The sequence below is a fragment of the Blastococcus tunisiensis genome, from assembly GCF_900112815.1.
Lineage (GTDB): Bacteria > Actinomycetota > Actinomycetes > Mycobacteriales > Geodermatophilaceae > Blastococcus_B > Blastococcus_B tunisiensis.
Genome location: NZ_FOND01000002.1, coordinates 120,567 through 133,952 on the forward strand (window position 1 = coordinate 120,567; position 13,386 = coordinate 133,952).

The 13,386-nt window shown below is 74.2% G+C and carries 15 protein-coding genes; 7 read left to right on the plus strand and 8 right to left on the minus strand.

Translation table 11 applies throughout. The features are described 5' to 3' along the window. Positions 1–111 precede the first annotated feature (111 nt). Complete coding sequence (locus BM142_RS03010; RefSeq protein ID WP_092195311.1) at positions 112–786, minus strand: Crp/Fnr family transcriptional regulator; 675 nt, start codon at positions 784–786, stop codon at positions 112–114. A gap of 176 nt (positions 787–962) precedes the next feature. Next, positions 963–1,202, minus strand: a complete 240-nt coding sequence (locus tag BM142_RS03015) for a hypothetical protein (RefSeq protein ID WP_092195312.1) — start codon at positions 1,200–1,202, stop codon at positions 963–965. Between the two features lie 113 nt (positions 1,203–1,315). Here BM142_RS03015 and nth point away from each other — a divergent pair, with 113 nt between their 5' ends. From nth to BM142_RS03040, 5 genes are read left to right on the plus strand one after another with little or no spacing between them, the layout of a single operon-like run. Beyond that, positions 1,316–2,128 (plus strand): endonuclease III, encoded by an 813-nt coding sequence (nth, locus tag BM142_RS03020; protein ID WP_139228746.1) that lies wholly within the window; start codon positions 1,316–1,318, stop codon positions 2,126–2,128. Further along, complete coding sequence (locus BM142_RS03025; RefSeq protein WP_092195540.1) at positions 2,128–2,703, plus strand: TlpA family protein disulfide reductase; 576 nt, start codon at positions 2,128–2,130, stop codon at positions 2,701–2,703. Before nth ends, BM142_RS03025 begins: the two co-directional genes overlap by 1 nt. Next, positions 2,700–3,470: an NUDIX hydrolase gene (locus BM142_RS03030; protein ID WP_254790493.1), complete on the plus strand. Its 771-nt coding sequence runs from the start codon at positions 2,700–2,702 to the stop codon at positions 3,468–3,470. Before BM142_RS03025 ends, BM142_RS03030 begins: the two co-directional genes overlap by 4 nt. After that, entirely contained in the window at positions 3,467–3,922 is a 456-nt protein-coding gene (locus BM142_RS03035; protein WP_092195313.1) for a plastocyanin/azurin family copper-binding protein, read from the plus strand. Before BM142_RS03030 ends, BM142_RS03035 begins: the two co-directional genes overlap by 4 nt. A 3-nt stretch (positions 3,923–3,925) precedes the next feature. Then, the gene (locus BM142_RS03040) at positions 3,926–5,107 is read left to right on the plus strand and encodes a MarP family serine protease (RefSeq protein ID WP_092195314.1); all 1,182 of its coding nucleotides are present in this window, start codon (positions 3,926–3,928) and stop codon (positions 5,105–5,107) included. Positions 5,108–5,357: 250 nt separating this feature from the next. Here the strand turns inward: BM142_RS03040 and BM142_RS03045 are convergent, their stop codons facing one another. From BM142_RS03045 to acs, 3 genes are all read right to left on the minus strand, one after another. Further along, entirely contained in the window at positions 5,358–6,284 is a 927-nt protein-coding gene (locus BM142_RS03045) for an alpha/beta fold hydrolase (protein ID WP_092195315.1), read from the minus strand. A gap of 7 nt (positions 6,285–6,291) precedes the next feature. Beyond that, complete coding sequence (locus tag BM142_RS03050; RefSeq protein WP_254790494.1) at positions 6,292–6,792, minus strand: phage holin family protein; 501 nt, start codon at positions 6,790–6,792, stop codon at positions 6,292–6,294. Between the two features lie 179 nt (positions 6,793–6,971). Further along, positions 6,972–8,924: an acetate--CoA ligase gene (gene acs, locus BM142_RS03055; protein WP_092195316.1), complete on the minus strand. Its 1,953-nt coding sequence runs from the start codon at positions 8,922–8,924 to the stop codon at positions 6,972–6,974. A 156-nt stretch (positions 8,925–9,080) separates the two neighbouring features. Here acs and BM142_RS24075 point away from each other — a divergent pair, with 156 nt between their 5' ends. Then, positions 9,081–9,794: a (2Fe-2S)-binding protein gene (locus BM142_RS24075; RefSeq protein ID WP_139228747.1), complete on the plus strand. Its 714-nt coding sequence runs from the start codon at positions 9,081–9,083 to the stop codon at positions 9,792–9,794. A gap of 157 nt (positions 9,795–9,951) precedes the next feature. Continuing rightward, positions 9,952–10,803 carry a 4,5-DOPA-extradiol-dioxygenase gene (gene ygiD / locus BM142_RS03070; protein WP_217640542.1) on the plus strand — a complete coding sequence of 284 codons (852 nt, stop codon included), beginning with the start codon at positions 9,952–9,954 and terminating at the stop codon, positions 10,801–10,803. Positions 10,804–10,810: 7 nt separating this feature from the next. On the opposite strand, the gene BM142_RS25025 is transcribed toward ygiD, so the two are convergent. The 3 genes from BM142_RS25025 to BM142_RS03080 all read right to left on the minus strand — a co-directional run bounded on the left by BM142_RS25025 (position 10,811) and on the right by BM142_RS03080 (position 13,384). Next, complete coding sequence (locus BM142_RS25025) at positions 10,811–11,476, minus strand: hypothetical protein (protein ID WP_254790495.1); 666 nt, start codon at positions 11,474–11,476, stop codon at positions 10,811–10,813. Further along, positions 11,473–12,549: a DUF222 domain-containing protein gene (locus tag BM142_RS25030; protein ID WP_254790496.1), complete on the minus strand. Its 1,077-nt coding sequence runs from the start codon at positions 12,547–12,549 to the stop codon at positions 11,473–11,475. The genes BM142_RS25025 and BM142_RS25030 overlap by 4 nt, the downstream gene beginning before the upstream one ends. 250 nt (positions 12,550–12,799) lie before the next feature. Next, positions 12,800–13,384, minus strand: coding sequence for a hypothetical protein (locus tag BM142_RS03080; protein WP_092195319.1), 585 nt, complete (start codon positions 13,382–13,384; stop codon positions 12,800–12,802). Positions 13,385–13,386: the final 2 nt, after the last annotated feature.

A 13,386-nucleotide genomic window follows, 5' to 3' on the forward strand; every position in this document is an offset into this window, starting at 1 on the left:
TTAGTCGATCATCCGGGAGGGCGTTGAACCCCCGAGGCCCAGAACCGGATCGGTTCTGGGCCTCTGGGGTTCAGAGCTGTCGCGCAGGGTGGGCCCCGGAGAGCCGCGGTGCTAGCGCGCGCGGCGGCGGAGCCGGTCCTCGTCCAGGACGACGACGGACTTGCCCTGCAGCTGGATCCAGCCGCGGTGCACGAAGTCGGCCAGCGCCTTGTTCACCGTCTCGCGGGAGGCGCCGACCAGCTGGGCCAGCTCCTCCTGCGTGAGGTCGTGCTTGACCCGCAGGCCGTCGCTCTCGCGGCTGCCGAAGCGGTCGGCCATCTGCAGCAGCGCCTTGGCCACCCGGCCGGGGACGTCGGTGAAGATCAGGTCCGCGACGGAGTCGTTGGTGCGGCGCAGCCGGCGGGCCAGCACGCGCAGCAGCTGCTCGCCGATCTCGGGGTGCGCCTCGATCCACGGGCGGAGCACCGACTGCGGCATGCGGGCCAGCTTCACGTCGGTCACCGCCGTCGCCGTCGCCGTCCGCGGGCCCGGGTCGAAGACCGAGAGCTCACCGAACTGGTCGGACGGGCCCATGACCGCCAGCACGTTCTCCCGGCCGTCGGGCGAGCGCTTGGACAGCTTGATCTTGCCGCTGACGACGATGTACAGGCTGTCGCCCGGCTCGCCCTCGTTGAAGACGACGCGGCCGCGGGGCAGGGTGATCATCTCCAACCGACTGGCGACCGGGTCAACCGCCTCTTCCGAGAGCCCCTGGAAGATCCCGGACTGGGCCAGCACCTCGTCCACTGCACGTCCTCTCACTGCCGTTCACATGCGGACACAGCGGTGTCCGCGTCCGGAGCGAGTCTAGGCGGCTGTGCCGTCGGTCACCCGTTCGGTGGGCGAACGAGTCCCTCCTCCGAGCGAGTGGCCTGCAGCACACCGCCCGTGGCCCCCTCCCCGGGGGGCGGGGTGGGCGGTCCTCAGACCATCGGTGGGTTGGCGGTGCCCCCGGTCTTGTGCCGGCGGCGGCGCCAGCGGGAGAGGGCCCGGCGGAGCCCGGAGGAGGCCAGGGTGTCGACCTCGCCGGGCGTCGCGGTGTCCAGGAACTCCGACACCTCGCGCGGCCCGGCCGGCCGGCGCAGCGGCTCCTCGACGCGCTCCATGACCAGCAGGAAGGCGATCAGCAGGGGCGGGAAGAGGATGACGCTGAGCGCGACCACGTCCGCCTCCTCCGCCTCGCGAGCCAGGCCCCGGGCCGCTGCGGCACCGGGGCGTCCGCGTCCCAGGATGGCACGGCCGGAAGTCGTCAGCGGGGCCGCCTACCCTCGACCGCGTGTCCCTGCCCGAGTCGGAGCTCGCGACCGAGCCGGCCTATGCCCGTCCCGCACCTCCCCGCCGTCCCGCCCGCGCGGTGCGCACCGGCGCGTCCCCCTTCGACCCGGGGGAGACGCCGCTGGCCCGTACCCGCCGCGCGCGGCGGATGGCCCGCGAGCTGGCGCTGATCCACCCCGACGCGCACTGCGAGCTGGACTTCACCAACGCCTTCGAGCTGCTGGTGGCCACGGTCCTGTCCGCGCAGACGACCGACAAGATGGTCAACAAGGTGACGCCGACGCTGTTCGCCCGGTACCCCGACGCGGTCGCGCTGGCCGGCGCCGACCGCGAGGAGCTGGAGACCATCCTCAAGCCCACCGGCTTCTTCCGGGCCAAGGCGAACTCCGTGCTGGGGCTGAGCCAGGCGCTGGTCGAGCGGTTCGACGGCGAGGTGCCGGCCCGGATGGCCGACCTGGTCACGCTGCCCGGCGTCGGCCGCAAGACCGCCAACGTCGTCCTCGGCAACGCCTTCGGCGTGCCCGGGCTCACCGTCGACACGCACTTCGGCCGCCTGGTCCGCCGGTTCGGCTGGACGGCGGAGGAGGACCCGGTGAAGGTCGAGGCCGAGATCGGCGGGCTGGTGCCGAAGAAGGAGTGGACCGACTTCAGCCACCGGGTGATCTTCCACGGGCGACGGGTCTGCCACGCCAAGAAGGCCGCGTGCGGGGCGTGCGGGCTGGCGTCGTGGTGCCCGTCGTTCGGCATCGGGCCGGTCGACCCGGAGGTCGCCCTGAAACTGGTCAAGACCCCGGCCGCCTCGGACACCGAGTGATGCGGCTGCCCCTGATCGCCCTGCTGCTGGTCGTCCTGTCGGCGTGCACCGCCGATCCGGAGGCGGCGCCGGACGAGGCCCCGCCGACGTCCGTGGCCGAGGCCGAGACGGACCTGCCGCCGTGCCCCGAGCAGGGACCGGCCGCGTCGGAGGTGGACGCGGCCCTCGGCGACCTGGTCTTCGAGTGCTTCGGTGGGGGCGACCTGGACCTCGCCTCGGCCCCGGGCACGCCCACGGTGCTGAACCTCTGGGCCAGCTGGTGCGCGCCCTGCCGGGAGGAGCTGCCCTTCGTCGACCAGCTCGCCACCGCGGCGGGGGACCGGCTGCGGGTCATCGGCGTCGCCAGCCAGGACGGCATCCCGCAGGCCAGCTCGTTCGCGGCCGATGCGGGCCTCGGCTTCCCCAGCGCCTTCGACGCCGACGGCGCGCTGGCCGCCGGGCTCGGCCTGAAGGGCCTGCCGCACTCGGTCTTCCTCGCCCCCGACGGCTCGGTGGCGCACGTGGAGGTCGGCGCCGTCGACTCCTACGACGAGCTCCGCGCGCTCGTGTCGGAGCACCTCGGGGTGCAGCTGTGAGCGCCGTGCAGGCGGGCGGGCGGACCGACGGGCTGCCCGACTACCTGGTGCGGCTGCTCGGCGCGGCCGCCGACCTGCCGCTGCGGCACCGGATGCCCCAGGCGACCGCCACCGCCCGCCGCTCGGCGGTGCTGATCCTGTTCGGGGAGAGCGCCGCCGGTCCCGACGTGCTGCTGATCGAGAAGTCGGCGCACCTGCGCAGTCACGCCGGCCAGCCGGCGTTCCCCGGCGGCGGGGTCGACGCCGGTGACGACTTCCCGGTGGGCACGGCGCTGCGCGAGGCGCACGAGGAGGCCGGGATCGACCCGGACGGCGTCCGGGTGCTCGCCACCCTGCAGGAGCTGTACCTCCCGCCGTCGGACCGGCTCGTCGTCCCGGTCGTGGCCTGGTGGGACGACCCGCGGGACGTCAGCGTCGGTGACCCGCACGAGGTGGCCCGGGTCGCCCGGGTGCCGCTGGCCGAGCTGACCGACCCGGCCAACCGGTTCCGCGTCCGCCACCAGCTGGGGTTCGTCGGGCCGGCCTTCGCGGTGGCCGACATGCTGGTCTGGGGATTCACCGCGGGCCTGCTGGAGGCGATCCTCGAGGCGGCCGGGCTCGCCCGCCCGTGGGACGAGCGCGACGTGCGGCCGCTCCCGGAGTCCCTGATGCGGCCCTACACGCTGCCGGGCTCGGGGGACGACGACGACCGGGACGCCGCCGCCGCGCCGACGGTGGCCGATCCCGCACCCGACGGCCCTCCGGCGCGTACGGTTCCGCCCCGATGAGCGGCGGACGACGGAGGACCGGTCAGCGGGTCGGGGGGGCGCTGCTGGCCCTCGTCCTGCTGACCGGCTGCGGTGGGGGCGGCGGCGCCGGGGCCGCCTCGGACGCGGCCCCGTCCACGGCCCCCGGCGTCGGCGTGGTGACGACGGCGGCCGACGGCGTCCAGGAGATCACCCTGCAGACGCAGGACGACTACGTCTTCCTGCCCGCCGCCTTCACCGTGGACCCGGGCACGGTCCGCCTGACCGTGGTCAACGTGGCCGAGGAGATGACGCACAACCTCGAGTTCGACGAGGGGCAGGGGCCTGAGCCGATCGACGCGGGGATCTCCCTGCTCGCCCCGGGCGAGGAGAAGACGATCGAGTTCACCGTCACCGAGCCCGGGGTCCACCCCTTCACCTGCACCTTCCACACCCAGTTGGGGCAGGTCGGCACGATGACGGTCCGCGGGTAGCCGGTGTCCCTCGTCGACGTGGTGCTCATCGTCCTGGCCCTGATGTTCGCCCTCTCGGGTTTCCGCCAGGGGCTGCTGGTCTCCTCGGCCTCGCTGTTCGGGTTCCTCGGCGGCGCCGTCCTGGGCGCGCAGCTGTCCGGTCCGGTCGCCGAGCGGATCGACGGCTCCAGCGTCACCCGGGTGTTCGCGGCGCTGGTCGTCGTGCTGGCCGCGGCTCTGCTCGGGCAGATCCTGGTCGGCGCGGTCGGCCGCGCGGTCCGCGGGCGGCTCACCTGGGAGCCGGCCAAGATGATCGACTCGGTCGCCGGGGCGGTCGTGTCCGCGACGGCGGTGCTGCTGGTCGCCTGGATGGTGGCCTCCCCGCTCGCCAGCTCACCCTTCCCGCAGGTGTCCAGCCAGGTGCGGCAGTCCGCGCTCGTGCAGGCCGTGGACCGCGTGGTGCCCGACGGGGTGCGCACCGTCTACGACAACCTGCGCGACGCCATCGACCGCCGCGGCCTGCCCGACGTCCTCGACCCGCTCACGCCCACGCAGGTGCGGGAGGTGGAGGCGCCCGACCCGGCGCTGCAGAACAGCCCGGTGGTCGAGTCCGTGCAGGGGTCGGTGGTGAAGATCAGCGGCGTCGCACCGTCGTGCTCGCGGCAGATCGACGGCTCGGGCTTCGTCTACGCGCCGGAGCGGGTGATGACGAACGCCCACGTGCTGGCCGGCGTCACCGATCCTGTGGTGCAGGCCGAGGGCGAGGAGTACGACGCCGTCCCGGTCTACGTGGACGAGGAGGTCGACGTCGCGGTGCTCGCGGTGCCGGGGCTGCCGACCGTGCCGCTGTCGTTCACGCAGACCCCGGCCGATGCGGGGGACGACGCGATCATCATGGGCTACCCCGGCGGCGGGCCGTTCTACGTCGGTCCGGCGCGGGTGCGCGACCGCGGGGAGATCAGCGGGCCGGACTTCCGCAACACGAAGACCGTCGTCCGGGACGTCTACGCGCTGTTCGGCAACGTGCGGGCCGGGAACTCGGGCGGGCCGCTGTTCGCGCCCGACGGCAGCGTCCTGGGCGTGGTGTTCGCCTCCGCGATCGACGACCCGGACACCGGTTACGCGCTGACCGGCCCCCAGGTCACCGAGGCCGCGAACGTGGGCAGTCGCGCGCTCACCGAGGTCGGCACCGGCCCCTGCGAGTAGAAGGACCCCTTCGCCCCCCGCCCTTCGCAAGCTCAGGGCGGGCCCCTGCGAAGGGGCCGTTCCAGCACGTCACCACGCTCGCGGCGGGTCCCTGGACGGGGGCCGCTCCAGCACGTCACCACGCTCAGGGCGGGCCCCTGCGAAGGGGCCGTTCCAGCACGTCACCACGCTCGTGCCGAGCCTCCGGACGGGGCCTGGCGCGAGGTGCCGCGGGTGATCGCCGGAACTCACCACTGGCCGATCCGCTGCGCTACGCGGCCCAGTCGGCGATGGCGCGGGTGATCTCGGCGGGGGACTCCTCCTGGGGGAAGTGACCGATCCCGGGGAGCTCGCGGAACTCGTAGGCGCCTGCGACGTAGCGTCCGGAGCCCCGGGCGGTGTCGACGAGCACGCACGAGTCCAGGGTGCCGTGCAGCTGCAGGGTCGGGGCCGTGACCGGGGCCGACATCCGCCGGGCGTACCGCAGCCCGTCGGGGCGCAGCTGCGAGCGCGCGGCCCAGCGGTGGTACTCCATCGCGCCGTAGGCGGCCTGCGGGATGCGGGCCGCCGCGCGGTAGCGGTCCACCGCGTCGGCGAAGTCGGGGGTCCGCGTCCACGCCGGCCCGGCCCACCGCTGCATCAGTTCGGCGACCGGGTCGTCGTCGGTCCTCGTCAGCCGGCGCTCGGGCAGGCGGGGCACCTGGAAGCCCAGCGCGTAGCGGGAGGCGTGCCGCTGCGCGGGGTCGGTCATCCCGGCGCGCAGGCGTCGCGGATGGGCCATGGAGAGGACGACGAGCCGGCGCACCGAGCGCGGGTGCAGCGCCGCCATGGTCCAGGCGAGCAGCCCGCCCCAGTCGTGGCCGACCACCACCGCCTCCTGCTCGCCGAGCGCCCGCACCAGTGCGGCCACGTCCGCCGACAGCGTGGGCAGGTCGTAGCCGCGGGGCGGCTTGTCGCTGGCGCCGTACCCGCGCAGGTCAGGGGCGACGACGTGGAACCCGGCGGCCGCGAGGTCGGTCAGCTGCGACCGCCAGGTCCACCAGAACTGCGGGAAGCCGTGCAGCAGCAGGACCAGTGGGCCGTGGCCGGCCTCGGCGGCGTGCAGCCGGATGCCGTTGGCCGAGATGTCGCGGTGGGTCCAGGGCCCGGGGAGGAGGACGCTGGTCGCGTCGGGGGGGCCGTCCGGAGGGACGGTCACCGGCCGCTCAGACCTTGTACGACTCGTTGCCGCGCAGCGCGACCCGGCCGTCGTTCACCTCGGGCACGGCACGGTGACGCTGACCGGGGGCCTCGCGGTGCAGGACCTCCGGCAGGTCGGAGAGGGTCTCCAGCGTCCGCTCCGGCTTCTCGATCTTCGAGATCATCCGCTTGCCGATGAGGGCGCAGATGCCGGCGAGGAGGAGCAGGAAGAGCGTGACGATGCCGTAGGAGATCCAGCGGGGCAGCCCCAGCGCGGTCAGGGCCTCGGCGATGGTCACGAAGAGGTAGATGCCGGCGAACGCGGCCAGCACCCCGGCGGCGCCGAAGAGCCCGGCGCTGATCCCGGCCTTCTTGGCCGACTTGCCGATCTCGGCCTTCGCCAGCTCGATCTCGGCGCGGACCAGCGTCGACATGTCCGCCATCGCGCTCTGCACGAGCGTGCCGACGGAGGGTTCCTCGACTCGGGTTGCCGCGTCGCGGTGGTCCGGCGACACACTGTGGGCCACGGGGCTCCTCCTTGCAGTTCGGTTCGGCGGGTCAGAGGAATCGTGCCGCACGACGGCCCGGAGCGCGCGCCCCGGCCCCCGGCCGCCCCCCGAAGGAGGCCGCCGGGAGCCCGGTGAGGCGATGGACCGGCCACCCTTCAGGGGCCCGCGCCGAGCGTGCGAGGGGCGAGGGGTGTTTCTCAGTCGTCCGAGGGAGCGGCCGGCAGCTTGTCCTTGATCATGTTCATCACGGACGAGTCGGTGAGCGTGGTGACGTCGCCGAGCTCCCGGTCCTCCGCGATGTCCCGCAGCAGCCGACGCATGATCTTGCCGGAGCGCGTCTTCGGCAGCTCCTGCACGACCATGATCTGGCGCGGCTTGGCGATCGGGCCGATGTCCTTGCCGACGTGCGTGCGCAGCGTCTGCACCAGTTCGTCCCCGGAGTCCTCGACGTTCCCGCGGAGGATGACGAACGCGACGATGCCCTGCCCGGTGGTCGGGTCGCTGGCCCCCACGACCGCCGCCTCGGCGACCGCCGGGTGCCCGACCAGGCTCGACTCCACCTCGGTGGTCGAGATCCGGTGCCCGGACACGTTCATGACGTCGTCGACGCGGCCGAGCAGCCAGATGTTGCCGTCGGCGTCCTTCTTGGCGCCGTCCCCGGCGAAGTACACGTTCTTCCCGAACCGCGACCAGTAGGTGTCGACGTAGCGGTCGTCGTCGCCCCAGATCGTGCGCAGCATCGCCGGCCACGGCTCGGTCAGCACCAGCAGCCCGGTGGAGTCGTCGGCCAGCTCGTTGCCCTCGTCGTCGACCACCTTGGCCGAGATGCCCGGGAAGGGGTGCTGGGCGGAGCCGGGCACGAGGCTGGTGACCCCGGGCAGGGGGGTGAGCATGTGCGCGCCGGTCTCGGTCTGCCACCAGGTGTCCATGATCGGGCAGCGCCCGCCGCCGATGTGCTCGTGGTACCAGAGCCAGGCCTCGGGGTTGATCGGCTCGCCGACCGATCCGAGCAGGCGCAGGCTCGACAGGTCGAACCCGGCGGGGATGTCCTCGCCCCACTTCATGAACGTCCGGATCACTGTCGGTGCGGTGTAGAGGATGGTCACGCCGTACTTCTGGACCAGCTCGAACCAGCGCCCGCGGTGCGGCGTCTCCGGCGTCCCCTCGTACATCACCGAGGTGGCGCGGTTGGCCAGCGGGCCGTAGACGATGTAGCTGTGGCCGGTCACCCAGCCGACGTCGGCCGCGGTCCAGAAGACGTCGTCGTCGGGCTTGAGGTCGAAGGTGGCCCAGTGCGTGTAGGCGACCTGGGTCAGGTAGCCGCCGCTGGTGTGCAGGATGCCCTTCGGCTTCGCCGTGGTGCCCGACGTGTACATGATGTACAGCGGGTGCTCGGCGTCGAAGGACTCGTAGGCGTGCTCGGTGGACTGGCGCCCGACGACGTCGTCCCACCAGAGGTCGCGCCCCTCGGCCCACTCGACGTCCTGCTCGGTCCGCTTGACGACGAGGACGTTGCGGACGCCGGGGCTGCGGCCCACGGCGTCGTCGACGGCCGGCTTGAGCGCACTGGGGGCCCCGCGGCGGTACCCGCCGTCGGCGGTGATCACCAGGACGGCGCCGGCGTCGTCGAGGCGGCTGGCGAGGGCGTCGGCGGAGAAGCCGCCGAAGACCACCATGTGGACGGCGCCGATGCGGGCGCAGGCCAGCATCGAGATCACCGCCTCCGGGATCATCGGCAGGTAGATGGCGACGCGGTCGCCGGCGGTGACGCCGAGCTCGGTGAGGGCGTTGGCGGTCTTGCAGACCTCGTCCTTGAGCTGGGCGTAGGTCAGCGTCCGGGTGTCGCCCGGCTCGCCCTCCCAGTGGTAGGCGACCTGGTCCCCGTGCCCGTCCTCGACGTGCCGGTCGACGCAGTTGTAGGCGACGTTGAGCGTGCCGCCGACGAACCACTTGGCGAAGGGCGGGTTGCTCCAGTCGAGGACCTCGTCCCACTCCCGGGTCCAGGTGAGCCGGCGGGCCTGCGTCGCCCAGAAGGCCAGCCGGTCGGCGGCGGCCTCGTCGTAGACGTCGGGGCCGACGTTGGCGCGGGCGGCGAGCTGGTCGGGCGGCGGGAACTCCCGGCTCTCGGTCGCCTGGCTCGTCTCGCTCATGCGCTACCTCCGGGTGTCGGTGTCGCCCGGCATCGGCGACGGGACGTGGCTCGGACCACACCGTATGGGTTCGGAGCGGTTTCCGTCTTCCCCTACCGGCGGGTAGGCGGCGGGGGTGCGTCCCTGGTCAGCGCGCCGTCGGGGCGAGAATGCGGCATGCCCCGATCGAGAGCGCAGGCCGCCGTCGCGGCCCGGGTGCGGGGGGCGCACGCGCTCGGGCTGCTCGCGCCCGCGGGGGCCGCCGACGTGCCGGCGGTCCACCTGGCGGACCCGGCGTGGACGGCGGAGGTCCTCGCGCGACGGGCCCGGGTGCAGCGGTCGGCGGACCTCCGGGTGCTGGCCACGCTGTGGTGGTACTCGGCCTCGTGGGCACTGCTCACCCCGCCGCTGGCCGGGCTGGTCACCGGCATCCCCCTCTCGGCGCGGCTGCCCGACCTGTCGGTGGCGGTGCTGCCGGGAGTCCGGCCGGTCGCGGCCGAGGCGGCCGGCGCAGGGTCGGGGGACGTCGCCGCGGACCTGCGGGACTCGCTCGGGGCCGTGACGGCCGCTGTCGCCGAGGCCGGCCGCATGCGCGCGCGGCCGTTGTGGGCGATCGCCACCGACTCGCTGGCCGACCGGCTGCTGCAGCTCGGGCTGGCGACGGGGGACCCGGGCGCGGCCACCGCACTGGCGGCCCCGCTCGCCGCCGGCATCGGTGCGCCGCTGCCGGCGCCGCGTTTCGAGGACGTCGCGGGCCGGCGGTTCGTGCGGCGGGCATCCTGCTGCCTGCTGGACCGCACGCCCGGGATGCCGGCCTGCACCTCCTGCCCGCGCCGTCCGCCGGCCGAGCGGCGGCTGCTGCTGGAACGCGTGGCGCGGCCGGCCGGGTGAGCGGCGGGGCGGGGTGACCGCGGCACGGCGCTCCGGGGCTGGGACACCGGGCTGGGACGCCGGGGCTCGTACGCCGGGGCTCGTACGCCGGGGCCTCGCACGCCGGCGCCGGGGAAGCGATGATCGGCAGGGTCGACGGCGACAGGGGGAGAGCAGCATGCCCGTCATGCCCGCCGCGTTCTTCGGTCACGGCAACCCGATGAACGCGATCGAGAAGAACCGGTACACCGAGGCCTGGCGCGCGTTCGGTGCGGCGGTCCCGCGCCCGCGGGCCATCCTGGTGATCTCCGCCCACTGGTACGTGCAGGCGACCGCCGTCACGGCCATGCCGCGCCCGCGCACCATCCACGACTTCTTCGGCTTCCCCCGCGAGCTGTTCGAGGTCGACTACCGCCCACCGGGGCTGCCGCAGCTGTACGAGGAGATCGCCGACGTCGTGCACCCGACCTGGGTGGGTGCCGACCTGGACAGCTGGGGGATCGACCACGGCGCGTGGTCGGTGCTGACGCACGCCTTCCCGGACGCCGACATCCCCGTCGTCCAGCTCTCGATCAACGCGCTCAAGCCGTTCGACTACCACCTGCAGCTGGGCGCGGCGCTCGCCCCGCTGCGGGAGGACGGCGTGCTGGTGATCGGCAGCGGCAACGTGGTGCACAACCTCGGCGGGGTGAGCCGCGCCCTGCCCGACGCCGGGTTCGACTGGGCGCAGCGCTTCGACCAGGAGGCCAAGCAGATGATGCTGACCGACCCGACCGGGGTCGGCCGGCTCGACGGGCACCGCGACTACGACCTCGCCGTCCCGACCCCGGAGCACTTCCTCCCGCTGCTGTACGTCGCCGGGGTCGCGGGCGCGACCGGTGCGCCGGCGGAGGTGCTGGTGGACGGCTACGCGTACGGCTCGCTCTCGATGACCGCGTACACGGTGGGCATGGAGGCTCCGGCGGTGGCGGGGGCCGGATTCGCCGCCCCGCTGCCCGAGGGGCCGCCGCCCGACGGGGCCAACATCTGACCGTCCGTCACGGCGTTCCCGCGGGAACGCCGGCAGCTTCGGCCGCGAGTCGGCGGGCGAGGTCTCGGTTGCCCATGAGGACCCCGACGACGTAGCGGACGTCCATCCGCTCCCCGTTGGCGCGCATGGCATCCGGGAGGTCCGGTTCGCCGTCCGGGAACAGGGTCGTGCTGATCGCCGCGGCGCGGGCGGATGCCGTGAGATCGGTGCGCCGGGAGCACCGGATCGAGCCGGGCTGCGAGCGGTACCGGCGCCGGAGGCCGGACGGGGTCGAGTGTCCGAGGGCCGCAGGTCGTCCGGCGGCGGGGTCCGGAGTGGCCGGACGCGGACGTGAACCCGGCCCGCGGGCGGATCGCCGGGTGGCGGCCCGTCGGCGGCCGTGCGAGCGCGACGGCTCGGACGAGAGCGGGTTGGCGGGCGCCGTGGGGGGCGCATCGGGCCGGCGTCCGGCCCCGGTGTCGATGGGGTGGACGCCGGCGAAGTGGGGCCGATCGGCCGGCGCGGGATCCCCGACATCCCCCAGGCCTCCGACGAATGCCGCGTCGGCGGCGCCCCAGACCCGCCGGCCGTCCGGGGCCGTGACGACCAGGCGGCCACCCGTGCGGCTCATGACCAGGTCGTGCTCGTGGACGAGCCCGTGGTCGCGGTCGCAGAGGAGGACGAGGTTCGTCATGTCGGTCCGGCCACCGAACAGCCAGTGCCGAGGTGGTGCGCGTGCAGCCGCTCGATCCGCGTTTCCGGGCAACCAGGACGGATGCAGCCGCCCTCGCGGCGCAGCAGGGCCATCCGCTGGGCACGGGTGGCCCGACGCCTGCGCCTTCCCACGCCGAGTGGTTCCCGCCCGTTCTCGAGCATCGCGACGACAGTGGCCTCGCAGAGCATCCGCCGGGCCACCGCCGGCGTCAGCGCCGGTCCGCCCTCCACGTAGGCCCGCCCGGCGGCGGCATCGTCGGCGAGGACCGCCGCGTCGACGTGCACGACCACCTCTCGGCGTGGCGGATCACCGGGGCGGCGGTCGGCGCCTGCCGCTGCCTCGGCCAGCGCGGACACCGCCGCGAGCCGGCGGGCGGGGAGGCGCCCCACCGGCGGGTCGACCACTTCGTCGCGGGGTGCGGTGGCGGGCCGGCCCGGGGTGGCCTGTGCGCGTTCCCGAGTGGCGCGGGCGCGTTCCCGACGCGCCGTGCGCTCCGCGATCGAGTCGATGGCCGCCATGAAGGCGGCACCCGGCTCCGTGGCCATGCGGATCTGCACGGTCAGCATCCCGGTCTCGTCCCACCAGTGGTCGAACGATGCCCGCTCCTCGGGTGGCGGCTTGCCGGCGTTCTGGTCGTCCGCGCGGCGCCACTGCCGCACCGTGCGTTCGACCTGGGAGGCGGTGAGCTCGAGGGCGAGCTCGAGCAGGGATGCCTCGGTGTCCGGCTCGGCGATCCGGGTGAGGGCACGGACCTTGGAGAAGGAGAGGTGCCCCGCTGCGAAGGCAGCCTCGATCAGCGGCAGTCCGCCCAGCGCCCGGGCGACGCGCACGTGCTCGCGAGCCGCGCCGGGGGAGAGGCCGCACTGCCAGGAGAGCCAGTGGGCGCAGGAGGCGATGCCGTACCCGTGCCAGCCGTCGCGTTCGTCGAACTCGGCGACGAGCCGGAGCCAGGCAGCGGTGGCTGCGGCGATGCGTACCGCACCGGCCGTGATCGCTGCTGCCAGCTCGGGCAGCGGCGTGCGGGAGGGGTGGTCGTTCCGCGCAGTGGACACGAGGCCTCCTTCGAATGCGTGTTCGAAGGATAGTGCTGACCACCGACAGGATCCGGGGCTCAGGCGTTCCCGCGGAAACGTCCGGGCGTCTCGCGTTCCCGCGGGAACGTCCGGGCGTCTCGCGTTCCCGCGGGAACGTCCGGATGCCCCACCTTCCCGCGGGAACGGTGTCGGGATCGGGCCCCCGCTCGGCCCAAGGGGCTACGGCTCCGGCTCGGACGGAGGCTCCGGCGGGGTGGGCGCCGGGCGCTCACCGCTCCGGGCTGGCCTCGCGGGCTCGGAGCAGCGCCACGGCTCCGGCCGGGTCGTGGGCGGCGAAGGACACCCGGTCGACCAGGTGCGCGCGGCCGTCGGCGTGCACCTCGGCCGGTGGGGAGAACCGGAGCTCGACCGTCGTCCCGCCCATGAACGACAGCGCCAGACCCCCGTCGTCGACCTCGAGGGTCTTCCGGTGCTCGTTGCGCACTTGCCTGCGCACGGACGTGAGGTGGCCGAGCGGAACGCGGACCGTGCGGGTGTGCGCCAGCCGCAGGACCAGCTCGCCGGGGCGCAGCAGGTGCGGGTGCCGGAGCGTGGTCTGGTCCCAGGCGAGCAGGCTCAGCAGCCCGTAGACGCTGAGCACGAGCAGTGGCCAGCGCAGCGGAGGCCAGCTGACCAGCACGTGCACGACCACGGTCTCGAGCACGCCGACCACGGTGATCGTCACGATCAGCGCGCGATCGAGGCCGTTGTACCGCAGGGGGACGTCGTCCGGTCCGACGTCGGTCCGGCCGCGCAGGCTCCACCACAGCGCCCGGGCCAGCCCGAGCTGGTTGCCGACCACCCGAGCGAGCACGG

Excerpts from the sequence above, each read along its gene's own strand:
- BM142_RS03025 (WP_092195540.1), top strand. The coding sequence starts at position 2,128 with ATGCGGCTGCCCCTGATCGCCCTGCTGCTGGTCGTCCTGTCGGCGTGC.
- BM142_RS03035 (WP_092195313.1), top strand. The coding sequence starts at position 3,467 with ATGAGCGGCGGACGACGGAGGACCGGTCAGCGGGTCGGGGGGGCGCTG.
- acs (WP_092195316.1), bottom strand. The coding sequence starts at position 8,924 with ATGAGCGAGACGAGCCAGGCGACCGAGAGCCGGGAGTTCCCGCCGCCC.
- BM142_RS24075 (WP_139228747.1), top strand. The coding sequence starts at position 9,081 with ATGCCCCGATCGAGAGCGCAGGCCGCCGTCGCGGCCCGGGTGCGGGGG.
- ygiD (WP_217640542.1), top strand. The coding sequence starts at position 9,952 with ATGCCCGTCATGCCCGCCGCGTTCTTCGGTCACGGCAACCCGATGAAC.
- BM142_RS25025 (WP_254790495.1), bottom strand. The coding sequence starts at position 11,476 with ATGACGAACCTCGTCCTCCTCTGCGACCGCGACCACGGGCTCGTCCAC.